The 22,128-nt window shown below is 71.0% G+C and carries 19 protein-coding genes; 6 read left to right on the plus strand and 13 right to left on the minus strand.

The window, feature by feature from the left end:
• Positions 1-4: 4 nt before the first annotated feature.
• From pcaH to ACFRFC_RS07055, 4 genes are read right to left on the minus strand one after another with little or no spacing between them, the layout of a single operon-like run.
• The gene (gene pcaH, locus ACFRFC_RS07040; protein ID WP_382686722.1) at positions 5-778 is read right to left on the minus strand and encodes a protocatechuate 3,4-dioxygenase subunit beta; all 774 of its coding nucleotides are present in this window, start codon (positions 776-778) and stop codon (positions 5-7) included.
• 8 nt (positions 779-786) lie between these two features.
• Positions 787-1,989 (minus strand): thiolase family protein, encoded by a 1,203-nt coding sequence (locus tag ACFRFC_RS07045; protein ID WP_382686720.1) that lies wholly within the window; start codon positions 1,987-1,989, stop codon positions 787-789.
• Positions 1,986-2,648, minus strand: a complete 663-nt coding sequence (locus ACFRFC_RS07050) for a CoA transferase subunit B (RefSeq protein ID WP_382686718.1) — start codon at positions 2,646-2,648, stop codon at positions 1,986-1,988. The genes ACFRFC_RS07045 and ACFRFC_RS07050 overlap by 4 nt, the downstream gene beginning before the upstream one ends.
• Positions 2,648-3,403, minus strand: a complete 756-nt coding sequence (locus ACFRFC_RS07055; RefSeq protein WP_382686715.1) for a CoA transferase subunit A — start codon at positions 3,401-3,403, stop codon at positions 2,648-2,650. The genes ACFRFC_RS07050 and ACFRFC_RS07055 overlap by 1 nt, the downstream gene beginning before the upstream one ends.
• Before the next feature lie 255 nt (positions 3,404-3,658).
• On the opposite strand from ACFRFC_RS07055, the gene ACFRFC_RS07060 reads away from it, so the two are divergent.
• The gene (locus ACFRFC_RS07060; RefSeq protein WP_382686712.1) at positions 3,659-4,123 is read left to right on the plus strand and encodes a MarR family winged helix-turn-helix transcriptional regulator; all 465 of its coding nucleotides are present in this window, start codon (positions 3,659-3,661) and stop codon (positions 4,121-4,123) included.
• A 36-nt stretch (positions 4,124-4,159) separates the two neighbouring features.
• Here ACFRFC_RS07060 and ACFRFC_RS07065 read toward each other — a convergent pair whose 3' ends face one another.
• Together ACFRFC_RS07065 and ACFRFC_RS07070 are read right to left on the minus strand one after the other, a co-directional pair.
• Positions 4,160-5,143 carry a DUF3048 domain-containing protein gene (locus ACFRFC_RS07065; protein ID WP_382686710.1) on the minus strand — a complete coding sequence of 328 codons (984 nt, stop codon included), beginning with the start codon at positions 5,141-5,143 and terminating at the stop codon, positions 4,160-4,162.
• Between the two features lie 311 nt (positions 5,144-5,454).
• Positions 5,455-6,525 carry an ATP-dependent DNA ligase gene (locus tag ACFRFC_RS07070; RefSeq protein ID WP_382686708.1) on the minus strand — a complete coding sequence of 357 codons (1,071 nt, stop codon included), beginning with the start codon at positions 6,523-6,525 and terminating at the stop codon, positions 5,455-5,457.
• A gap of 75 nt (positions 6,526-6,600) precedes the next feature.
• Between ACFRFC_RS07070 and ligD the strand changes: the two genes are divergently transcribed.
• The gene (gene ligD, locus ACFRFC_RS07075; protein WP_382686706.1) at positions 6,601-7,617 is read left to right on the plus strand and encodes a non-homologous end-joining DNA ligase; all 1,017 of its coding nucleotides are present in this window, start codon (positions 6,601-6,603) and stop codon (positions 7,615-7,617) included.
• A gap of 62 nt (positions 7,618-7,679) precedes the next feature.
• Here ligD and ACFRFC_RS07080 read toward each other — a convergent pair whose 3' ends face one another.
• Positions 7,680-7,874 carry a hypothetical protein gene (locus ACFRFC_RS07080; RefSeq protein ID WP_382686703.1) on the minus strand — a complete coding sequence of 65 codons (195 nt, stop codon included), beginning with the start codon at positions 7,872-7,874 and terminating at the stop codon, positions 7,680-7,682.
• A gap of 275 nt (positions 7,875-8,149) precedes the next feature.
• Between ACFRFC_RS07080 and ACFRFC_RS07085 the strand changes: the two genes are divergently transcribed.
• Positions 8,150-8,428, plus strand: a complete 279-nt coding sequence (locus tag ACFRFC_RS07085) for a hypothetical protein (protein ID WP_382686700.1) — start codon at positions 8,150-8,152, stop codon at positions 8,426-8,428.
• 70 nt (positions 8,429-8,498) lie between these two features.
• On the opposite strand, the gene ACFRFC_RS07090 is transcribed toward ACFRFC_RS07085, so the two are convergent.
• Together ACFRFC_RS07090 and ACFRFC_RS07095 are read right to left on the minus strand one after the other, a co-directional pair.
• The gene (locus ACFRFC_RS07090) at positions 8,499-10,673 is read right to left on the minus strand and encodes an OmpL47-type beta-barrel domain-containing protein (RefSeq protein ID WP_382687004.1); all 2,175 of its coding nucleotides are present in this window, start codon (positions 10,671-10,673) and stop codon (positions 8,499-8,501) included.
• A 59-nt stretch (positions 10,674-10,732) separates the two neighbouring features.
• Positions 10,733-13,162 carry a ThuA domain-containing protein gene (locus tag ACFRFC_RS07095; RefSeq protein WP_382687001.1) on the minus strand — a complete coding sequence of 810 codons (2,430 nt, stop codon included), beginning with the start codon at positions 13,160-13,162 and terminating at the stop codon, positions 10,733-10,735.
• A gap of 275 nt (positions 13,163-13,437) precedes the next feature.
• Between ACFRFC_RS07095 and ACFRFC_RS07100 the strand changes: the two genes are divergently transcribed.
• Positions 13,438-14,502: a multicopper oxidase domain-containing protein gene (locus ACFRFC_RS07100; RefSeq protein ID WP_382686698.1), complete on the plus strand. Its 1,065-nt coding sequence runs from the start codon at positions 13,438-13,440 to the stop codon at positions 14,500-14,502.
• Between the two features lie 51 nt (positions 14,503-14,553).
• A complete protein-coding gene (locus ACFRFC_RS07105) occupies positions 14,554-15,486 on the plus strand; it encodes an ornithine cyclodeaminase family protein (RefSeq protein ID WP_382686695.1) in 933 nt (310 codons plus the stop codon).
• A 569-nt stretch (positions 15,487-16,055) separates the two neighbouring features.
• Here the strand turns inward: ACFRFC_RS07105 and ACFRFC_RS07110 are convergent.
• Positions 16,056-16,850, minus strand: coding sequence for a VOC family protein (locus ACFRFC_RS07110; protein WP_382686693.1), 795 nt, complete (start codon positions 16,848-16,850; stop codon positions 16,056-16,058).
• A 485-nt stretch (positions 16,851-17,335) separates the two neighbouring features.
• Here ACFRFC_RS07110 and ACFRFC_RS07115 point away from each other — a divergent pair, with 485 nt between their 5' ends.
• A complete protein-coding gene (locus ACFRFC_RS07115) occupies positions 17,336-17,581 on the plus strand; it encodes a WhiB family transcriptional regulator (protein WP_382686690.1) in 246 nt (81 codons plus the stop codon).
• 133 nt (positions 17,582-17,714) lie between these two features.
• Here ACFRFC_RS07115 and ACFRFC_RS07120 read toward each other — a convergent pair whose 3' ends face one another.
• The 3 genes from ACFRFC_RS07120 to ACFRFC_RS07130 all read right to left on the minus strand — a co-directional run bounded on the left by ACFRFC_RS07120 (position 17,715) and on the right by ACFRFC_RS07130 (position 22,094).
• Positions 17,715-18,692, minus strand: coding sequence for an acyl-ACP desaturase (locus ACFRFC_RS07120; protein ID WP_382686687.1), 978 nt, complete (start codon positions 18,690-18,692; stop codon positions 17,715-17,717).
• A gap of 224 nt (positions 18,693-18,916) precedes the next feature.
• Positions 18,917-19,693, minus strand: a complete 777-nt coding sequence (ddaH, locus tag ACFRFC_RS07125) for a dimethylargininase (RefSeq protein WP_382686685.1) — start codon at positions 19,691-19,693, stop codon at positions 18,917-18,919.
• A gap of 97 nt (positions 19,694-19,790) precedes the next feature.
• Positions 19,791-22,094, minus strand: a complete 2,304-nt coding sequence (locus ACFRFC_RS07130; protein WP_382686998.1) for an ATP-binding cassette domain-containing protein — start codon at positions 22,092-22,094, stop codon at positions 19,791-19,793.
• Positions 22,095-22,128: the final 34 nt, after the last annotated feature.

Consider the following 22,128-nt stretch of genomic DNA (forward strand, 5'->3'; position numbering starts at 1 on the left):
GCGGTCAGCGTCCTTCTTCGATCCAGGTGGCGTTCGGCCCGTCGAGCACGATGTCCCAGTGGTAGCCCATCGAGAACTCCGGCACCGACAGGCTGTGGTCGTACGTGGCGATCAGCCGCTGCCGGGCGGCGTCGTCCGTGACGGACTGGATGATCGGGTCGTACGGGAACAGCGGGTCGGCGGGGAAGTACATCTGCGTCACCAGGCGCTGGGTGAACGCCGTGCCGAAGAACGAGAAGTGGATGTGCGCCGGGCGCCAGGCGTTGTCGTGATTGCGCCACGGATAGGGGCCGGGCTGGATGGTGGTGAAGCGGTAGCCGCCGTCGGCGTCGGTGAGGGTGCGGCCGACGCCGGTGAAGTTGGGGTCGAGCGGCGCGTCGTGCTTCTCGCGCTGATGCGCGTACCGGCCCGCCGAGTTGGCCTGCCAGATCTCGATGAGCTGACCGCGCACCGGGCGCCCGGCGCGGTCCAGCAGCCGCCCGGAGACGGTGATCCGCTCGCCGACCGGCTCACCGCTGTGCTGGATCGTCAGGTCGTTGTCGCTCTCGGTGAGGTCCCGCTGCCCGAACGCCGGGGAGGCCAGCTCCACCAGCTCCGGGTCCTTCGAGACGTCGATCGCCACCAGCGGCTGCCGGGGGTGGCGCAGGACCGAGGACCGGTAGGGCGCGTAGTCGCGCCGCGGGTGGTGCTCGACCGGCGCCCCCTCGGCGAGACCCTTCTCATAGGCGGCGTGCTGCGCCGCTATCTCCTGGTCGATGTCGTGCTGGGTGAGCGTCATGGGAACTCCTAGCGTTCGAGGACCAGGGCCAGGCCCTGGCCGACGCCGATGCAGAGGGTGGCCACGCCGGTGCCCGAGCCGCGCCGGGCGAGCTGGTGGGCGACGGTCCCGGCGAGCCGTGCGCCGGACGCGCCGAGCGGATGACCGAGGGCGATGGCACCGCCCTGGGGGTTGAGGACCGCCGGGTCGAACTCCGGCCACTCGGCCACACAGCCGAGGACCTGCGCGGCGAACGCCTCGTTCAGCTCCAGGACGGACAGGTCGGCGAACGTCCGGCCCGCCTTGCCCAGCGCGCGGTGCACGGCCTGGACGGGGGCCAGCCCGAAGTAGTGCGGCTCGATGGCGGACACGCCGGTCGCCGACACCCGGGCCAGGGGCTCACGGCCGGTCGCCTTCAGGCCCTCCTCGTCCACCAGCAGCAGCGCAGCGGCCCCGTCGTTCAGCGGAGAGGCGTTGCCCGCCGTGACCGTGCCGCCCTCCGTGCGGAAGGACGGCTTCAGCCTGGCCATGGCGGCGAGCGAGGCGTCGGCGCGTACGGACTCGTCGGCGGCGAACACCACCGGCTCGCCCTTGCGCCGCGGGATGCTCACGGGCGCCAGCTCGGCGTCGAACAGCCCCGCCTCCTGCGCGGCGGCGGCCTTGAGATGGCTGTCCAGGGCGAACTCGTCCTGCTGCTCGCGCGTGATCTTGTGCTTCTCGGCGATCAGTTCGGCCGACTCGCCGAGAGGGACGGTCCACTGCGGGTCCATCTTCGGGTTGACCATGCGCCAGCCGAGGGTGGTCGAGTACAGCTCGGCGGGTCCGGCCGGGAAGGGCCGGTCCGACTTGGGCAGCACGTACGGGGCCCGGGTCATCGACTCGACGCCGCCCGCGAGGGCGATGGAGGCATCCCCGGTGGCGATGGCGCGGGCGGCCTGGATAACGGCTTCGAGGCCGGAGGCGCACAGCCGGTTGACGGTGACGCCGGGGACGCTGGTGGGCAGCCCGGCGAGAAGGGCGGCCATGCGGCCGACGTTGCGGTTCTCCTCACCGGCGCCGTTGGCGTTGCCGAAGTAGACGTCCTCGATACGGGACGGGTCCAGCTCCGGGGTGCGGTCGAGGAGCGCGCGGATGGCGTGGGCGGCGAGGTCGTCGGGGCGGACGGGGGCGAGGGCGCCGTTGTGGCGGCCGATGGGTGTGCGGACGGCGTCGACGATGTAGACGTCCCTCATGACTGTGCCTCCCCGGCGGTCAGCCGCTCGGCGATCCGTACCTTCGCGGCGGTCTTGGTGACGATCTCGTCGGCGGTGACACCGGGCGCGGTCTCGGTGAGGAGCAGCCCGTCGTCGGTGATGTCGAGCACGCCGAGATCGGTGATGACCCGGTTCACACACGCTTTGCCCGTGAGCGGCAGCGCGCACTGCTCCAGGATCTTCGGGGAGCCGTCCTTCGCGGTGTGGGTCATCACCACGATCACCGTCCGGGCGCCGTGCACCAGGTCCATCGCCCCGCCGATCCCGGTGATCATCTTCCCGGGGATGGCCCAGTTCGCCAGGTCCCCGCCCGCCGAGACCTGCATCGCGCCCAGCACGGCGACATCGATGTGCCCGCCCCGGATCATCGAGAAGGACAGCGCCGAGTCGAAGAAGGACGCCCCGGGCAGGACCGTGACGGTCTCCTTGCCCGCGTTGATCAGATCCGGGTCGACCTCGTCCTCGGTGGGGTACGGACCGGTGCCGAGGATGCCGTTCTCCGACTCCAGGATCACCTCCACACCCTCGGGGAGATAGTTCGGGATCAGCGTCGGCAGCCCGATCCCCAGATTCACGTACTGACCGTCGGTCAGCTCGCGCGCCGCCCGCGCGGCCATCTCCTGCCGGGTCCAGGCCATCAGCTGCTCACCGTCCGCTGCTCGATCTTCTTGTCCGCCGCCTGCCCGGGCGTCAGCGCCAGCACCCGCTGTACGAAGATCCCCGGCAGGTGCACCGCGTCCGGGTCGATCTCGCCGGGCTCGACCAGCTCCTCGACCTCGGCGATCGTGATCTTCCCGGCCATCGCGGCCAGCGGGTTGAAGTTCCGGGTCGACTTGTTGAAGACGAGGTTCCCGTGCCGGTCGCCCCGGGCCGCGCGGACCAGCGCGAAATCGGTCCGGATGCCCCGCTCCAGCACATACTCGCCGCCGTCGAACTCCCGGACCTCCTTCGGCGGGGAGGCCAGCGCGACCCCGCCGGAGCCGTCGTAGCGCCAGGGCAGCCCGCCCTCGGCGACCTGCGTCCCGACCCCGGCCGGTGTGTAGAAGGCGGGAATCCCCGCGCCGCCCGCGCGCAGCCGCTCCGCGAGGGTGCCCTGGGGGATCATCTCGACCTCCAGCTCCCCGGCCAGATACTGCCGGGCGAACTCCTTGTTCGCGCCGATGTAGGAGCCGGTGACCCGGGCGATCCGCCCGGCCGCCAGCAGCACCGCGAGCCCGGACTCCATCGCGCCGCAGTTGTTCGACACCACCGAAAGCCCGCCGGTCCCGCGCTCGTACAACGCCTGGATCAGCACGTTCGGCACCCCGCTCAGCCCGAACCCGCCGACCGCCAGCGACGCGCCGTCCGGCACATCGGCCACCGCCGCCGCGGCCGAGGCGACCACCTTGTCCATCCCCGAAGCCCCATCTCTGCCAGGCGTCCCGACCTCTCGAAGAGTTCAATTAGTCAGGGCACTGATTATCTCCACGAGCTTGCCCTCACGCTGCCACCGGGACGGCTCAACCGTCAAGAGCCGCGACATTCCGGGCAGAATCAGGGCTCTGGGCTGCGGCTCCGGGCCCGCAGACAGGCACTCGACACCCAGGTATCGTTTGGTGCGCCACTGAAATTGCTCAGTGCACCAACGAATTCGGACCAGGGAGCGCACATGGCCGCGGTGGACCTCACCACCCACCCCGGGCACCTCGCCCGGCGGCTCCAGCAGGCGCACTACCTGCTGTGGAACACGATGGTCTCCGAGGAGATCACCTCACCGCAGTTCGCCGTCCTGAACGCGCTCGTCGCCGAGTCCGGCCTGGACCAGCGGACCGTGGGGGAGCGGGTGGGGCTCGACCGGTCGACCGTCGCCGAGGTGATCAGCCGCCTCGACCGGCGCGGACTGCTGGCCAAGGTGCGCGACCCGCAGGACGGCCGCCGCTTCCTGCTGCGCCCGACCGAGGACGGCATGCGCACCCACCGCCGGATCGCCCTGCGCACCGCCCGGATGAACCAGGTCTTCCTCGCCCCGCTGACCGCCGACGAACGGGCCCTGTTCCTCGACCTGATCAGCCGGGTCGCGGACGCGGCGGAGGGGCTCCGCAATCCCGAGGAGCCCCTGGTCGGCCGGCCCTGACCCGCCCGGGCCGGGGTATCGGACACGTCACCCACGTCACCGCTGGGCGTACACCACCCACACCTGCCCGTCCGCGAAGTTCAGCGGCTTGCCGTCGTCCGTCGTGAACCGGGTGCCGTCGGCGCCGTCCGCCCGCTGCCACTTGGCGTCGTACGCCTTGCCGTCCCGCAGCACCTCCGCCGTGCCCGAGCCCACCGTCTCGGTGTACGGCGTGTAGTTGCCGAGCGAGTCATGGAAGTCGGACGGGCGCACGGTCACGTGCTGGACGACGACCGTCGCCGGGGCCAGGGCACCCGCGTCGGTGGTGACCGCCTCGGTGCCGTCCATGGCGACCAGCCAGCGGTGCCGCTGCTGCGACCAGGTGAAGGTGAACTCGGCGGTCGGATAGCGCACGGTCCGCGAGTTCACCGCCGTGCCGCCGGCCGGGGCCGGACCGAAGCGGAAGCCCGTGGTCAGGGCGTCGGCGCCGGGGGCGTCGGACAGCAGCCGGCCGGGGCGGGCGTAGAGATTGTGCGGGGAGGGACGGTCGGCGGCCCGGGTGTAGGCGTCGGACGCGGTGCCGGGCGGTTCCGCCTGCACCGGGGCCGCGTCGATCAGCGGCAGCAGCCTGCTCTGCGCCCCGGAGAAGGCCAGCACCGGCTCGTCGAACTGGCGCAGCAGTTCCAGATCGCTCTCCCGGGCACTGCGCACCGGCCCCACGCTGTCCGGCAGCCGCGTCGCGTACACCGCCATCAGTCTGCTCAGACCGCCCTCGACCTCCTCGGCGTACACGACGTCCGCCGCGTTCAGACCGGTCTGCGGACGGGCCTGCGGCACATTGTCGATCTTCACGGCGAGGACCGGGCCGGTGTCCGCCGGGGCGCTTTGCGTCGGTGCGGGCGGGGTCTCGCTCGCCCGGCCGTCGTCGCGCCGGTCACGGTCGCCGCCCGCCGTGCAACTCGCCGTCACCGCGACCGTCACCGCCGTGACCAGCAGCGCCGCCGTCCTGGTGACCCGCCGTGTCCGCGCCCTGTCAGCCACTGCCGCCAATGCCACTGCCCTGCCCAACGTCGCCACCCACCCACTCGTGCTTCCGATGATGCGCTGATCGGTTATTAGCGCTTATCGGCCGTTAGATGGTCATACCCACACACTGTCCACCGTTCCGTGACGGCATCGCGAATTCACCGCCGGCCGGGTGGACGAGATGGGCCGATCGGAGCAGGAGCCCGGCAGCCGGGAGACGTCGGCGTGCCCCTTCAGGGGCGCGCGGAACTGCGCGACCAGCCCCCACCGGCCCGCACCTCCCGACGAAACCACCACCCACCCCTCACTCACCCCTCACTCACCCCTCACTCACCCCTCCCGAAAACCTCCGCCAGGTCATACCCCACCGGCTCCTCCAACTGGGCATACGTACAGCTCTCCGGCACCCGATCCGCCCGCCACCGGCGAAAGCGGGCCGTATGCCGAAAGCGCACCCCGTTCTCCATGTGGTCGTACGCCACCTCAGCCACCCGCTCCGGCCGCAACGGCACCCACGACAGATCCTTCTTGCCCGACCAGCGGCTCGGTGCCCCCGGCAGCCGCGCCGCCTCGTGCGCGGACTCCTCGGTCCAGGCCGCCCACGGATGCCCGCCGGCGTCCGCCATCCGCAGCGGCTCCAGCTCCCCGATCAACTCCTCGCGCCGCTTCATGGCGAACGCGGCGGACACCCCGACATGCTGAAGGGTGCCCCGGTCGTCGTACAGCCCCAGCAGCAGCGAGCCGACCACCGGCCCGCTCTTGTGAAGGCGGTAGCCCGCCACGACCACATCCGCCGTGCGCTCATGCTTGATCTTGAACATCGCGCGCTCGTTCTGGAGATACGGCAGGGTCAGCGGCTTGGCGATCACCCCGTCCAGCCCGGCGCCCTCGTACCTCTCGAACCACCGCCCGGCCCGCTCCGCGTCCGTCGTCGCCGGGGCCAGATACACCGGCGGGGTGACCCCTGCCAGGGCCCTGGCCAGCAGCATCCGCCGATCGACGAGGGCCACGTCCAGGACCGACTCGTCGTCCAGGGCGAGCAGATCGAACGCCACGAACGAGGCCGGAGTGCGCTCGGCGAGCTGCCGCACCCGGGAGTCGGCCGGGTGGATCCGCTCGGTCAGCGCGTCGAAGTCCAGCCGCCCCTCGCGGGCGATCACGATCTCCCCGTCCAGCACGCACCGGCTGGGCACCCGGTCGCGCAGCGCCGCCACCAGCTCGGGAAAATACCTGGTCAGCGGCTTGCCGGTGCGGCTGCCCAGCTCGACCTCGGCCCCGTCCCGGAACACGATCGCCCGGAACCCGTCCCACTTGGCCTCGTACTGCATGCCCGGCGGGATCTTCGCCACGGACTTGGCGAGCATCGGCTTCACGGGCGGCATCACCGGGAGATCCATGCCAGAGATTCTCCGCCCCGCGCGGGCGTTCTGCCCGATATGCGGGGTACGGGTGGCCCGCCTACCGTGTCTCGCATGGGTGAAGCGGTGCAGCTAGAGGTGGCCGGGCGCAGCGTACGGCTGTCCAGTCCGGGCAAGGTGTTCTTCCCGGAGCGCGGTTTCACCAAGCTGGACCTCGCCCGGTACTACATCGCCGTCGGCCCCGGCATCCTGCGTGCCCTGCGCGACCGCCCCACCACCCTGGAGCGCTACCCCGAGGGGGTGACCGGCGAGTCCTTCTTCCAGAAGCGGGCGCCCAAGAACATGCCCGACTGGATCCCCACCGCCCACATCACCTTCCCCAGCGGACGCAGCGCCGACGAGATGTGCCCCACGGAGGAGGCAGCCGTGGTGTGGGCCGCGCAGTTCGGCACCCTGACCTTCCACCCGTGGCCGGTGCGGCGGGCGGACGTCGACCATCCCGACGAACTCCGGATCGACCTGGACCCGCAGCCCGGCACCGACTTCGACGACGCGGTGCGCGCCGCCCACGAACTGCGCGCGGTCCTGGACGAGTTCGGCGCTCTACGTGGTTTCCCGAAGACGTCCGGGGGGCGCGGCCTGCATGTCTTCGTGCCCATCGAACCGCGCTGGACCTTCACCCAGGTCCGCCGCGCGGCCATCGCCGTGGGCCGTGAGCTGGAGCGCCGGATGCCGGACCGGGTCACCATCAAGTGGTGGAAGGAGGAGCGCGGCGAGCGGATCTTCGTGGACTACAACCAGACGGCCCGTGACCGCACGATCGCCTCCGCCTACTCCGTACGTCCCCGCCCGCACGCCCCGGTCTCGGCGCCCCTGCGCTGGGAGGAGGTGGAGGTCGGTGCCGTCCACCCGCGTGATTTCGACCTGGCGACGATGCCGGTGCGGTTCGCGGAGGCCGGTGATGTGCACGCCGACATGGACGACCACCGCTATTCGCTGGAGGCGCTGCTCGACCTGGCCGCGCAGGACGAACGCGACCATGGTCTCGGCGATCTGCCGTACCCGCCCGAGTACCCGAAGATGCCGGGCGAGCCGAAGCGGGTGCAGCCGAGCCGGGCCCGGAAGGAATGACGCCGGGGACCGGACCCGTTCGGCTCGGAGCCTCGAACGGACCCGGTCCCTCCCCTCGTGTTTCAGGGAGCCAGCGCCAGGCAGCCCGTGCCCGGCACCGCGGTGGGCACGGCGAGGCTACCCAGCGACACCAGACCGGTGACCTCCTGGACCGCGCAGTCGACGGTGGCCACCGGGTCCGGAATGGCGACGGCCGGCGTGGCCAGCATGCCGAGCAGGGCGACGGCGCCGAGGGCGGTGGCGGCGAGACGGGACATGGGCTTCCTCCAAGGGGAGCGGTGGATGTTCGCGTCGAGCCTGCCCTGATGTGTGCGCTCACTTCTCCTTCGGTCACCCGAACGAGTCTGCTGAATCGATTCGCCGATTTTCCGTGTTCACGGACATCGATTTCTGGCCAGATGATCCAGATATCGGCCAATATGTCACTGAATGTCGGCTTCCTCTTGTGTTCGACAGGAGGTCTGGACCAATCTTTCCCAGGTCATCCCGGGCGGAACCCGGATGACCTCGACGAAAGGGAGGGCTCGACGTCATGTCCCTGCGCAAGCTGCTCGCCACCGCGGCCATGGCCGGCGCTGTCGCCACCGCCGGACTGCTCGCCGCTCCGGCGGCCCAGGCGGCCACCACCACCGAGGCCACCGTCACCGCCACGGACGTAGGCCCCACCCAGTGGGTCCCCTGGGGTACGTACTCCAGCCAGGGCGCCTGTTTCTACGCCGGTAACTGGGCGGTCATGAACGCCGGCGCGTCCTTCTTCACCTGCTACCAGATCGCCCCCGACCAGTGGGCCCTGGAACTCTGGCGCCCCTGACCGCAGCGCGAAGCGCCCGCGACCGGTGTCCGGTCACGGGCGCTTCGCCCTCTCCTGAAGTCGCCCCTCCCTACAGGTCCTTGATCCGGATGTCCCGGTACGAGACCACATCCGTGGTGCCGTGCACCTGGAGCCCGATGTAGCCGGAGGCGAACCGACGGCCGTCGGTGCCCGGGTCGTCCCCGCGCGGCGGCGTGAACTCCTGCCCGCCGCTGTTCTCGAACTCGTTGATCAGCACACCGTTGCGGTAGATCGAGTAGTGCTGGTCGACCACCCGGATCTCGTAGTCGTTCCAGGTGCCCTTCTGGGTCACACCCGCCCCGGCCAGGCCCACGCGGTCGAAGCCGTAGATCGAGCCCGTCTTGTACATGTCGCCGGTGGGACGGTCGAACACCTGCACCTCATGCCCGTACTTGATGGCGACCCACTCCGGACGGGTCTCCTCCGGGTGATTCAGGACGCTCGGGAAGCGCACGAACACACCCGAGTTGGCGTTCCCGGTGCCCGGCGCGTCGTCGCGCCACTGGAGGCGCAGCGAGAAGTCGCCGTATTTGCGCTGCGGGAACCACAGCATGCCCAGGCCGCCCTTGGTGGTGCCGCTGGTCATCGACCCGTCCGGGTTCAGCCCGAACGAACCGCCGCCCACGTGCTGCCACTTGGCGAAGGAGCCCGCCGTGCCGTCGAAGACCGGGACGTACCCCGTCGTCTGGCCGGGTGTGCCGATGCCGGACTGCTTGGCGGCCCTGGTGATCGCGTTGTACTCGCGCCTGTCGATCACCCCGTCCTTGCGGAGCTTGTCCAGGACCGTCTTGACGTGCTTGAGGAACAGCGCGTGGGACGTCCACCGCTTCTCGTCCTCGATCAGTTCGTTGATCCGGCACCGGCTCTCGGTCAGCCGGTTCGGCACGCCCGAGTCGACCGTGCCGACGATGACCGTCAGCCGCTCGTCGTACTCCGCGCAGTTCGGCGCGGGCGGACCGCTCGCCACCACGGTGAAGTGCACCGTGCGTGCCGCCGCCGTGTTGCCCGCCTTGTCCGTCGCCCGGTAGGCCAGCGAATGCGCCCCCGCCCGGTCGACCACCACCGCGCCGGAGTACGCCAGGTAGGGGCCGCCGTCCAGCGAGTACTCGATCCGGTCGACGCCGGAGCCGCCCTCGTCGGTCGCCGTCACCGTCACCTTGGCGTTGCCGATGTACGCCCCGTCCGAGTTGCGCGCGCCGTCCACCGCGACGCCCGTGACCGGTGCCGTGGTGTCCTCCGGCGGCGCGGCCACCACCGTGAACCGCACACTCTTCTCGGCGGCCACATTGCCCGCCTTGTCGGTCGCCCGGTAGCGCACGGTGTGGTCACCCACCTCGTGGACCATCACCGGCGCGGTGTACGGCTGCCAGGCGCCGTCCGCCCCGATGGCGTACTCGATCGTGTTGACCCCGGACCCGGTGTCCGACGCGGACACCGTCACCGTCGCCATGTCGATGTACGTACCGTCCGGGTTGCGCTCACCCGTGACGGTCGCCGAGGTCTCCGGCGCGGTGGTGTCGTCCGTCTGCGGGGCCACCACCGTGAACCGGGCCGTCTGCTCCGCCGACACATTGCCGGCCTTGTCGGTGGCCCGGTAGCGGACCTGGTGCGCGCCGACCTGGTCGACCACCACCGGGGCGGTGTACGGCTGCCAGGCGCCCGCGTCGCCGATCGCGTACTCGATCCGGTCGACGCCCGAGCCGCCCGTCTCGTCGCTCGCGTCGATCGCCACGGTCGCGGCACCGACGTACTCGCCCTGGGTGTTCTGCGTCCCGGTGACCCGGGCCGTGGCCTCGGGTGCGGTGGTGTCCTCACCGGTGCCCTCGGTCACCACCAGAATGCCCTGCATCTGGCCGTGGCCGGGGATCGTGCAGTGGTAGAAGTAGCGCCCCGGCGTGAGGTTCACCGTCGCGGTGTGCCGGCCGCCCTGCGCGTCGGACGGGCTGGCCAGGATGTTCAGCTGGACATCGCTGTTGAACTCCGGGTCGCTCGTCACGAACGTCAGCGTGTGCGGCATCCCGGTGGTGTTGCCGGTCGCCGCGCTGTTCTCGAAGACGATCGTCGCCGGACCCGCCACCGCCGTCGTCGGCACCGACAGATAGCGGTCGATGGGGTCGCCCGCCGTCCAGGTCAGCGTCTGCGCGGCGGCCGGTGCGGCCGGTGCGGCGGGCGCACCGGGCTGCTGCCCGAGCGCCGGAGCCGACTGGAGCCCGAGCATCACCATCACGGCGGCCAGCAGTGCCGTGAGCAGTCTGCCCCGGCGCACTCTTCGTATCGGCCGTCTCACTTGGCCCCCTTGGCGAGCTGGTTCGCGGCCGGGGTCGGCCCGGCGCCCTGATAGGTGACCCGCCACAGCGCCGACCTCGCGTCCGAGGTGAAGAACCCCCGGCCGTAGTCGAGCACGTACAGCGCGCCGTCCGGACCGAACCTCCAGTCCATGAGGTTCCTGATGCCGTCGTTGCCGACCGGCACGATCTTCTTCAGCGACTCCGAGTGCACCGGGATGCCGCCCGCGCCGACCGTCTTCGGGTCCATCACCACGGCGTTGCGCGGCTGGTCGGCGTCGTAGAAGTCACCCACGAACCACTTGCCGTCCCAGTACGACGGCCACTTCACCGCACTCGCCGAGGCGGTGTCGTAGCGGTAGACGGGCCCGTTCATCGCGGCCTGTCCGCCGCCCTTCAGCCACGGCAGCGCGTACGTCGCCTCCTCCTGCTTGTAGGAGGGCACACCGTTCGCGTCGCGCGGGAAGTCCGGTCCGCCGCCCTGCGGGGAGTACCAGATGTTGTTCCCGGTGACCGGCGGGATGTTGACCAGACCGTCGTTGTTCGGCGACTCGTTCTTCGGCGCGTCGCAGTCGTACCAGTCCAGCGGCTGGGCGGGATCGGGCAGATTGCGGTCCCGGTAGGGCTGGTTGTTGCCCATGCAGTACGGCCAGCCCCGATTGCCCGCCTCGGTGATCGCGGCGAACGTGTCGTACTTCGCCGGCCCCCAGGTCGGCGACGGCGATCCGGCGTCCGGGCCGACCCACCCCGCGTACAGGATGTCGGTCTGCTGGTCCACGTAGATGCGCGCCGGGTTGCGCACGCCCATCACATAGATCTCGCCGCGGGTCTTGCCGCCGCCCTCGTCGGGTTCCTTGCCGGTGAAGAGGTTCCCCTTCGGCAGGGTGTAGGTCCCGTCGGGTTCCGGGTGGATGCGCAGGATCTTGCCGTTGAGGTTGTTGGTGTTGCCGGACGTGCGGCGCGCGTCGGCGAAGGAGACGCCCTTGTAGTTCGGCTGCGGGTTGTTGCCCGAGTAACCGCTGCTGAACCCGCTGGAGTTGTTGTCACCGGTCGCGATGTACAGGTTGCCCTGGGAGTCCCAGGTCATCCCGCCGCCCGCGTGACAGCAGCTGTGGATCTGCACCGGCCACTCCAGCAGCACCTTCTCGCTGCTCAGGTCCAGTTTGTTGGTGGCCTGGTCGAGCGTGAACCGGGAGACCCGCCGATCGGCCATCCGGGTGTCCCGGTTGATCTGATCGTGCGGGGTGTAGTGCAGATACACCCACCCGTTGTCCGCGAACCGCGGGTCCAGCTCGATGCCGAGCAGCCCCTCCTCGACCTTGCGCAGCTCATCGCCGCCGCCCTTGTTGCCGAACACGGTCAGCGCGCCGGCCAGGGTGACCTGCCCGGTCCTCGGGTCGTAGACGTGGATCTCGCCCTTGCCCTTGCCGATGTTCGGGTCGTTCCAGTCGGTGACCACCGGCTGCGAGGAGTCGGCGCCGCCCCGGCCGATGTAGAACACCCGGCCATCAGGTGCGGTGACCAGCCCGTGCGGCTCGCCGATCTGGTCGTTCTGGCCCGGCTGATTCGGCTTGGTGAGCCGTTCCGCCTGGTAGTTGGCGGTGATGGTCGCCGAGCAGTCGGCCCGGACCAGCCGGGTCGTCCACAGCAGCGCGCCGCGCAGATGACCACGGAAGTCGGTCTCGTCGTACGCCGACGCCGTACCGCCCATGCCGGTGTAGAAGGAGCGCCCGCCGTCGTAGTCGCGGCACCAGCTGACCGGGTGGTCCCAGCCGTTCGCGCTCGCGCCCGGCTTGTACGTCGACTCGCGCACCCGGGCGACCGTGTGCACCTGGCCGGACGGGTTCTTCACCCAGTTCGTCCAGACGTCGGGCCGCTTCCAGGTCAGCGGCAGATTCTTGGTGGCCGGGTGCTGCCGGTCGCCGATCTCGACCGTGGCGCGCTGTACGTTCGCCGGGCTCGACGCGGCCGGGCGGGCACCGATCAGCCCGGTGAACCAGTCCGAGTAGGGCTCGGCCCTGGCCGCGTCATGGACGCCGAGGAATCCGCCCCCGGCCTCCATGTACGCCTCCAGGCCCGCCTCCTGCTCCGGGTCGAGGATGTCCCCGCCGCCGGTGAGGAACACGATCGCGTTGTAGCGGCCCAGCTTGGTGGCGTTGGTGAAGACGGAGGCGTCGTCGGTCGCCTCCGTACTGAACCGCTGGTTCGTGGGCCCGGAGAGCCCGATGGCCTCGACGGCCTCGATCCCGGCGTTCACCACGGGCGACTCCTCGCCGCCCGCGGCGGACCCGTAGAAGGCCAGCACCCGTACGTTCGCGCCGCCCGGGGGCGACTTGATGGACATCGTTGCCAACGTCGGATCGGGGGCCGGGCGCGCGGTGGCGGACGGGCCGGAGAGCAGCCCCGCGGTGACGAATCCGGCTGCCAGTGCGGCCGTCAGGACCCGTCGCCCGGTGCGTTTCCCGGTATGTCGCGCAGCGCCCGACCCTGGTGCGGAAAAGGGTCTTTGGTGCGTTGTGGACCGCATGTGGTCTTCCACCCCTCGTCGGTTCACAGCCAGCGCCTAGGAAAGCTAGACGTCTTTTCCCGGTTCGCCAATAGGTATGACCGTGAAGAAACAAACTTTGTCCTGAGTGTGGATAAACTCTGCGGCTCCGGCTAGCGTCTCGACTCCGAATCCCGTACCGACGTAGGGAGTTCGGCATGGACAGACGTGCTTTCAACCGGCGGATCGTGCTGGGTGGTGCGGCGGTCGCGACTTCGTTGTCCCTGGGACCCGAAGCCATGAGCGCCACCGCGACCCCGGCCCGCACCGCCCCGGCCGGCGGCGAGACCCGACGGATCAAGCTCTACGCCGAGCGGCTGGACGGCGGAAAGATGGGCTACGGCTTCGAGAAGGGCAAGGCCAGCGTCCCGGGCCCGCTGATCGAGCTGAACGAGGGCGACACCCTGCACATCGAGTTCGAGAACACCATGGACGTCCCGGTGAGCCTGCACGTCCACGGCCTGAACTACGAGATCACCAGTGACGGCACCAAGATGAACAACAGTCATGTCGAGCCGGGCGCCACCCGCACCTACACCTGGCGCACCCATGCCCCCGGCCGCCGCAAGGACGGCACCTGGCGGGCCGGCAGCGCGGGCTACTGGCACTACCACGACCACGTGGTCGGCACCGTGCACGGCACGGGCGGCATCCGCAACGGCCTGTACGGACCGGTGATCGTCCGGAGAAAGGGCGACCTCCTGCCGGACCGCACCCACACCGTCGTCTTCAACGACATGACCATCAACAACCGTCCCGCGCACACCGGCCCGGACTTCGAGGCCACAGTCGGCGACCGGGTGGAGTTCGTGATGATCACGCACGGCGAGTACTACCACACGTTCCACATGCACGGTCATCGCTGGGCCGACAACCGCACCGGCCTGCTCACCGGCCCCGACGACCCCAGCCAGGTCATCGACAACAAGATCGTGGGCCCCGCCGACTCCTTCGGCTTCCAGGTGATCGCGGGGGAGGGGGTGGGGGCGGGCGCGTGGATGTACCACTGCCACGTACAGAGCCACTCCGACATGGGGATGGTCGGCCTGTTCCTGGTCAAGAAGACGGACGGCACGATTCCGGGATACGACCCGCATGCGGGCCACGGGGCGGCGGCGCAAGGGGGGTCGACGGGATCGGGTGATACGGCGGAGAGACCGGCTGATACGGCGGAGAAGGCGAGCGGGACCGAGACCGCGGCGGGGGCGGGGCACGCGCACTGAGCCCTGCCGGGCGCCTCCGGCGTGCTCCCGCGCACCGGGGACCATGTGCGGGTGACCCGACTGCTCACCCGAAGTGATCTGGAAGCCGTGCTGGACCCGGCGGAGTGCGTGGCCGCCCTGCGGGAGGGGTTCGTCCGCGCGCCCGCCGCGACAACGGGGCAGCGGATACGGACCGACCTCCCGTTCCCCGGCACGGCGACCGCCCTCATCCCCGGCCTGCTGCCGGGCATCGACGCCTACACCGTCAAGGTCAACGCCAAGTTCCCGGGCGCGCGTCCGGCCCTGCGCGGCGTGGTCTGCCTGCACAGCGGACGGGACGGCGAACTGCTCGCCCTGCTGGACTCCGCCACCCTGACGGCCTGGCGGACCGGCCTCGCCGCCGCCGTCGGCACCCACGCCCTGGCCGGTGAGGGCGGGGCGGTGGGCGTGATCGGGGCGGGCGCCCAGGCCGAGGTGATGGTCCGCGCACTGGCGGCACTGCGTCCGCGGACCGGGCTCGCCGTGCACGACCTGGACCCGGCGCGGGCCCGGTCGTTCGCCGAGCGGCACGACGGACGGGTGGCGTCCTCCGTACGGGAGGTCGCGGCGGCCTCGGACATCGTGCTGCTGGCGACCTGGTCACGCGCACCCCTCCTGGGCCTCGCGGACACGCCGCCCGGCCGCCACCTCACCAGCCTCGGCGCCGACGAACCGGGCAAACGGGAACTGTCCACCGACCTTCTCTCGCACGCCCTGCTCGTCGTCGACGACCGCCGACTGGCCGCCGACACGGGTGTACTGGCGACGGCGGCCCTCCCGGCCGGGGTAGCCGCCGCGACCCTGGGCGAGGTACTGCGCGGCGAGCATCCCGGCCGCACGGACCCGACAGAACGGACGGTGTACGCCCCGGTGGGCCTGCCCTGGCAGGACCTCGCGGTGGCCTGGCCGGCGTATGAGCGGGCGGTGCGGGAGGGGGTGGGGGTGGGGGTGGATCTGCTGGGGTGAGGGGCGGGGGGTGCGCCCTCGTCGAAGTCGACGAACGAGTTCCAGCATTCACTCGACCGAGGGGTACGGAGCTTGAGGAGACGCTCGGAGTACACCTCCCTGTACGCCGTCCGCAGCTCCTGCTGAGCGGGCCCGTCCGGCGCGGGACTCGAACCGCCCGGCGGGCCGGCGGACGTCGTCACCGCCGGTGCCGCGGGCGCCGGGGGTTTGTCGTTGCCCCCCTTCACGAGCAGCGGAGCGATGAGCGTGGCCAGGCCGCCGAAGAGCGTGGCGACCACACCGAGCGCGGTCAGCTTGTGCAGGCTCGTCCACCCGGATCCGTCATCTCCCGGAGGGGCTCCCGTGGGGCCCGGACCCGGGTTTCCCGCACCGGCCGATCCGCCCTCGCCTAAGGAAGATCCATTCGCGGTCACGCTTTGTCTCCTGATATATGGATGAGTTGGGGCAGAAGGCTATCGCCGACGAGGCCGACGGCGAGCCGGCGAACACGGCAGCCCACAGCACCCCACGGCATCCACAGAGCAGGACACCGGCCCCGGCGAGATGAGCCGCCGAGCGGGCCCGGCGACTCAGTCCCCTTGCCGCGGCAGCGGTCGCAGCAGCGCGAATCTCGCGCCGAACGGGTCGGCCAGCCTGGCGACCCGGCCCACGTCCGGCACCTCCACCGGCTCCACCCGGACCGTGCCGCCCAGCTCCCTGGCGCGGGCGCACACCACATCCGGGTCGGCCGTCGAGAAGTACGGCAGCCAGTACGGCTCACCGCCCGCCTCCACCGGGTCCTCGTCCAGCGGGACCAGTCCGCCGAACATGGAGTCCTCGCCCTGCCCTGACGGGTTGACGCAGGTGTAGGAGCCGCCGGGGTAGAGGACCGAGGAGGTCTCCCAGCCGAGCACCGCGTTGTAGTAGCCCGCGGCCGCCGCGATGTCCCGCGTGTACAGCTCCAGCCAGATCAGCGAGCCGTGCTCACCGACCACGTCGACGCCCTTCAGCCGCCCCGGCTGCCAGATGCCGTACGGCACGTCCGCGCGGTCCGTGAGCAGCGCCGTCCGGCCCTGGCCCATCACGTCCAGCGGCTCCGCCAGCACCTTGCCGCGCATCTTCTGGACCGTCTCGGCCGTGGCGTCCGCGTCCGGGCTCTGGAAGTAGACCGTCCAGGCCGACGGGCCCTGCCCGGGGTCGGTCGGCATGACGCCCGCGACCGTCCTGCCGTCCAGCTGGAAGAACCCGTACCCACCGGCCCCGGGCCCGGCGGACTGGAACTGCCAGCCGAAAAGTGCCTGGTAGAAGGTGGTGGCCCGGTCGATGTCGGCGGTACCGAGATCGACCCAGTTCGGTGCGCCGCTGACGAAATGGGTGCTGAGCATGATCACCTTCCCGGGAACCACTGCCTGTGCACTGCCCGTGCCTGTCCACTGCCGAGTCTTGCACCGCCCACTGACAATCGCTGCCGGAGTGTCCCCAGCCTCCGGCCTCCAGCCTCCGGCCTTCTAGCCGCCGCCCTCCAGCCCACCCCGCGCGCCGCCGTGCCCCGAGCCGCCCCGGCCTCGCTCCACCACACCAGCCCTTGACGAGGACGTCCGCGTCGGCGCGATCTCTGCCCGCCCCGGCGCGGACCCGCGCCAGTCCCGGTGGCGTGGACGCCCGGCCCGGCGTGGATCCCCGTCCTCCGGCGGCGCGGACCCCCGCCCCACCCGGCGGCGAGGAGATCCGCCCGGCGGCACAGCCACCCGCCCCGGCGCGGACGCCCCCCGGCGCGGGCGCTGACCACCCCCGGCGCCACCCCCGGCCCGCCGACGCCGTTGATCCCGCGTTGAGTGAACGTTTTGCGTGGCCCGGCACGATCCTCGCCATGCACTTCGATTCCCTCATCCCGGCCGCTGCCGCCTGGCAGGACCAGGCCCTGTGCGCGCAGACCGGGTCGGACTTCTTCTTCCCCGAGCCGGGCAGTTCGGTGCGCGAGGCCAAGCGCATCTGCGGCATGTGCGACATGCGCCGCGCCTGTCTGGACTACGCCCTGGCGCACGACGAGCGCTTCGGCGTCTGGGGCGGCCTCTCCGAGAAGGAACGGCTGCACCTGCGCCGCACCGCCGGCTGAGCCCCGCGGGACACACCCGGGAAGGCGCCCCCGGAAGGCCCGGCGTACGACAAAGGCGGCGTCGAGGGAACCCCTCGACGCCGCCCGCGAGCCGTCGTGCCAACCGAGCCGTCGTGCCAACCGAGCCGTCGGATCAGCCCGCCGCGCGCGCCGCCATCCGCGCCTTCCTGGCCGCCAGCTTCTCGTCGAACTTCGACGCCTCCTCGTTGAGCCCCCCCATGTACAGGCCCAGTTCCTCCTGCGCCTTGAGCCCCTCGGGGCCGAGACCGTCGATCTCCAGGACCTTCAGGAACCGCAGCACCGGCTGGAGCACGTCGTCGTGGTGGATCCGCAGGTTGTAGACCTCGCCGATCGCCATCTGCGCGGCGGCCCGCTCGAAGCCCGGAATGCCGTGGCCCGGCATCCGGAAGTCGACCACGACGTCCCGCACGGCCTGCATGGTCATGTCGGGCGCGATCTCGAAGGCCGCGCCGAGGAGATTGCGGTAGAAGACCATGTGCAGATTCTCGTCCGTCGCGATGCGCGCGAGCATCCGGTCACAGATCGGGTCACCGGACTGGTGGCCGGTGTTGCGGTGCGAGATCCGGGTCGCCAGCTCCTGGAAGGCGACATAGGCGACCGAGTGCAGCATCGAGTGCCGGTTGTCCGACTCGAAGCCCTCGCTCATGTGCGACATCCGGAACTGCTCCAGCTTGTCCGGGTCCACCGCGCGGGAGGCGAGCAGATAGTCCCGCATCACGATGCCGTGCCGCCCCTCCTCCGCCGTCCAGCGGTGCACCCAGGTGCCCCAGGCGCCGTCCCGGCCGAAGAGCGAGGCGATCTCGTGGTGGTAGCTGGGCAGGTTGTCCTCGGTGAGGAGATTGACCACCAGGGCTATCCGGCCGATCTCGGTGACCTTGGACTGCTCCTTGTCCCAGGACTCGCCGTCCTCGAAGAAGCCGGGGAAGTTACGGGCGTCGCTCCACGGCACGTACTCGTGCGGCATCCAGTCCTTGGCGACCTTCAGATGCCGGTTGAGTTCGTTCTCGACCACTTCCTCCAACGCGTACAGCAGCCGGGCGTCGGTCCAGACGGAGGGGCTGCCGAGCTGGGGAGGGGTGGTGATCGTCACGGGAACTCCAGGGGGACGTCGTACAGGGGGGCGTGACCGGCGAGCGGGCCGGAACCTACGGAATCGTAGGCTACGTATCCGTAGGTTACGAAACCGTAGGTTAAGTCTGCGGTAAAGACCCCAGCTCACGCCCTGCACAAGGGAGATCTGCCGCCCGTGCAGGGCGGTCGACGACACGCCCGGGAGTGCAGGTCCCGGGGCCGTTGGAGTGATCGAATCACCCGTCAGGCGTACAGATCACGCAGCCGCACCGAGAGGCACGTCACACACCCTTCGAGTTTCTCGAACTCGCTGATGTCGACGAGTACGGGCGCGTACCCCAGATCCTGGAACAGCTCGGCCGTTTTCGGCGCACTTGCGGCCATCAGCAGCGTGTCGCCGCCGAGCAGCACCACATGCGCCCCGGATTCCTCCGGCACCGGCAGGAAACGCCCGAACAGCGACGGCGTGTCCAGCAGCGGGAGGTGCCCGATCACCGTCCCGTCGGGCAGCGCGGTGACCGCCGACTTCAGATGCAGCACCTTGCTCACCGGCACCGTCACCACCCGGGCGCCCAGCGGCTCGAAAGTGGCCCGCAGCTGCTGGATCCCGGCCGCGTTGGTGCGCCCGCCCCGGCCGACGTACAGCGTGTCGCCGATCTTCAGTACGTCGCCGCCCTCCAGGGTGCCCGGCTCCCAGACCCAGTTCACCGAGCAGCCGAGCCCGGCCGCCGCCTCCTCCACGCCCGGGGTCTCCTCGCGCCGGGACTCGGCGCCGGGCCGGGCGATCAGGGCGACGTTCCGGTACGCCACCACGGCGTCCTCCACGAACACCGCGTCCGGGCAGTCGTCGGCCGGGGCGACCTCGGCCGTCTCCCAGCCGTGCGCGCGCAGCGCCGCCACATAGGCGTCCCACTGCTGTGCCGCGAGGCCGGTGTCGATGCCGGTGCGCTCGATGTGGGTGACGAGACCCTCGGCCAGGCGGGGGCCGGGGCGGCGGACGAGCGCCTTCTTGCTGGGCACGAGGGAACACTCCGGGTGGGTGACGGCGGCGGTGCGGGCGGGCGGCCCCGGTGGGCCATGATGCAGTGCCGCCCGCGCGGACGAAACCCCCCGGATCTCAGGCGGTGGCCCGCCGCAGATGGTCGGCGGTGAACGAGCCCCGCGCGGTGAGCAGTTGACGCGGCGGCCCCTCGAACATCACCTGTCCGCCGGAGCGCCCGCCGTCCGGCCCCAGGTCGATGATCCAGTCCGCGTGCGCCACCACGTCCAGGTTGTGCTCCACCACCACGACCGTGTCGCCGCCGTCCACGATCCGGTCGAGCAGCGCCAGCAGCCGGTCCACGTCCGACATGTGCAGCCCGGTCGTCGGCTCGTCAAGCACGTACACCGTGCCAGTGCCAGGGCCCGTTTTCGCGCCGGGCGTGTCGCGTCGCCCGCGGGGTGCCGCGGCCTCCGGCTCCCCGCGCAGCCGGGTCGCCAGCTTGATCCGCTGGCGCTCACCGCCGGACAGCGTGGACATCGGCTGCCCGAGGGTGAGATAGGGCAGGCCGACGTCCTGGAGCGCCCGGAGCCGTCGGCGTACCCCCGCGTCCGTCAGGAACTCCAGGGCCTGTCCGGCGGTCATCTCCAGCACGTCCGCGATGGAGTGCCCGCCCACGGTGAGCGCCAGCACCTCCGCCTTGAACCGCCGCCCCGCGCAGTCCGGGCAGGTGGTGGTGACCGGGTCCATGAAGGCGAGGTCGTTGTAGATGATCCCGCGCCCCTCGCAGGCCGGGCAGGCGCCGGACGAGTTGAAGCTGAACAGCCCCACGTCGGCCCCCGTCTCCCGCGCGAACAGCCGCCGCACCGGATCCAGCACCCCGAGATACGTGGCCGGCGTCGAGCGCCCCGAGATACCGATCGCCGACTGGTCGATGACCACCGTGTCCGGATGAGCCTCGGTGAACTGCGCGACCAGCGTGCTCTTGCCCGACCCGGCGACCCCGGTCACCGCGGTGAGCACCCCGGCCGGGAACTCCACCGTCACGTCCCGCAGATTGTGCCGCCCGGCCCCCTTCACCCACCTCCCGCCGACGGCCTCACGCACCCGCTCCTTGAGGGCCGTACGCCGCCCCAGGTACCGCCCGGTCGGCGTGTCGGCGGCGGCCAGCGCGCGGGGCGTGCCCTCGAACACCACCGTGCCGCCGTCGGCCCCGGCGCCCGGCCCCATGTCCACCACGTGGTCGGCGAGCCCGATGACGTCCGGATCGTGCTCCACCACCAGCACGGTGTTCCCCTTGTCGCGCAGCCGCAGCAGCAGATCCCCGAGCCGGTGCACATCGCGCGGATGCAGCCCCACACTGGGCTCGTCGAAGATGTACGTCATCCCGGTGAGGCTGGAACCCAGGTGCCGTACGGTCTTCAGCCGCTGCCCCTCGCCGCCGGACACCGTGGAGGTCTCCCGGTCCAGGCTGAGATAGCCGAGGCCGATGGCGTCGATCCGCTCCAGCGCCGCGACGGCCGCCGCGGCGATCGGCCGGGCCACCGGGTCGCCGATCTCCCTCAGCACCTCGATCAGATCGGTGACCTGCATGGCCGCGCAGTCGGCGATCGACCGGCCGCCGATCCGCGACGCGAGCGCCGCCGCGTTCAGCCGCGCGCCCCGGCACTCGGGGCAGACACCCTCCGCCAGGAACCCGCCGACCAGATCGCGGGTCTTCTGGCTGAGCGCCGACAGATCCCGCTTGAGGTACAGCCGTTCGAACCGGTCGGCGAGGCCCTCGTAGTCGGTGACCCAGGTGCCGCCCGAGCCGCTGATGGTGACCTTGCTGCCGGACCGTCCGCGCATCAGGAACTCCCGCTCGGCGACCGTGAACTCACCGACCGGCTTGCCCGGATCCAGCTCCTCGGTGTTGACGTACGTCTGCCCCTGCCAGGTCCCGGCGGTGAACGGCGGGAAGCGCACCGCGCCGTCCGCGAGGGACCGGGCGGGGTCCAGGATGCGCTCCCAGTCGGGCTGGACCGTGCGGCCCAGACCGTCGCAGCGCGGGCACATGCCCGCCGGGTCGTTGAACGAGTACGCGGTCGCCGCCCCGGCGCTCGGGGTGCCGTGCCGGGAGAACAGCACCCGCAGCACCGAGTAGATGTCCGTCATCGTGCCGACCGTCGAGCGCGAGTGCCCGCCGATCGGCCGCTGGTCGACCACGATCGCCGGGGTGAGGTCCTCCAGCGCGTCCGCGTGGGGCCGCTCGTACTTGGGCAGCCGGTTGCGGACGAACCAGGTGAACGTCTCGTTCAGCTGGCGCTGTGACTCCACCGCGATGGTGTCGAAGACGACGGACGACTTCCCGGACCCCGAGACGCCGGTGAACACGGTCAGCCGGCCTTTCGGGATCCGGAGGGTGACGTCCTTGAGATTGTTCTCCCGGGCCCGGGTGAGCATGATGTACCCACCGATACCACCGATACCACCGGTA

The sequence above is a fragment of the Streptomyces sp. NPDC056734 genome (genome assembly GCF_042790455.1).
Lineage (GTDB): Bacteria > Actinomycetota > Actinomycetes > Streptomycetales > Streptomycetaceae > Streptomyces.

Bases quoted from the DNA above. Each gene is read 5' to 3' on its own strand.
- ACFRFC_RS07115 (WP_382686690.1), top strand. From the start codon at position 17,336: ATGCACTTCGATTCCCTCATCCCGGCCGCTGCCGCCTGGCAGGACCAG.
- ACFRFC_RS07090 (WP_382687004.1), bottom strand. From the start codon at position 10,673: ATGGTGATGCTCGGGCTCCAGTCGGCTCCGGCGCTCGGGCAGCAGCCC.
- pcaH (WP_382686722.1), bottom strand. From the start codon at position 778: ATGACGCTCACCCAGCACGACATCGACCAGGAGATAGCGGCGCAGCAC.
- ACFRFC_RS07100 (WP_382686698.1), top strand. From the start codon at position 13,438: ATGGACAGACGTGCTTTCAACCGGCGGATCGTGCTGGGTGGTGCGGCG.
- ACFRFC_RS07070 (WP_382686708.1), bottom strand. From the start codon at position 6,525: ATGGATCTCCCGGTGATGCCGCCCGTGAAGCCGATGCTCGCCAAGTCC.
- ACFRFC_RS07045 (WP_382686720.1), bottom strand. From the start codon at position 1,989: ATGAGGGACGTCTACATCGTCGACGCCGTCCGCACACCCATCGGCCGC.
- ACFRFC_RS07055 (WP_382686715.1), bottom strand. From the start codon at position 3,403: ATGGACAAGGTGGTCGCCTCGGCCGCGGCGGCGGTGGCCGATGTGCCG.
- ACFRFC_RS07080 (WP_382686703.1), bottom strand. From the start codon at position 7,874: ATGTCCCGTCTCGCCGCCACCGCCCTCGGCGCCGTCGCCCTGCTCGGC.
- ligD (WP_382686706.1), top strand. From the start codon at position 6,601: ATGGGTGAAGCGGTGCAGCTAGAGGTGGCCGGGCGCAGCGTACGGCTG.
- ACFRFC_RS07085 (WP_382686700.1), top strand. From the start codon at position 8,150: ATGTCCCTGCGCAAGCTGCTCGCCACCGCGGCCATGGCCGGCGCTGTC.
- ACFRFC_RS07110 (WP_382686693.1), bottom strand. From the start codon at position 16,850: ATGCTCAGCACCCATTTCGTCAGCGGCGCACCGAACTGGGTCGATCTC.
- ACFRFC_RS07130 (WP_382686998.1), bottom strand. From the start codon at position 22,094: ATGCTCACCCGGGCCCGGGAGAACAATCTCAAGGACGTCACCCTCCGG.
- ACFRFC_RS07050 (WP_382686718.1), bottom strand. From the start codon at position 2,648: ATGGCCTGGACCCGGCAGGAGATGGCCGCGCGGGCGGCGCGCGAGCTG.
- ACFRFC_RS07060 (WP_382686712.1), top strand. From the start codon at position 3,659: ATGGCCGCGGTGGACCTCACCACCCACCCCGGGCACCTCGCCCGGCGG.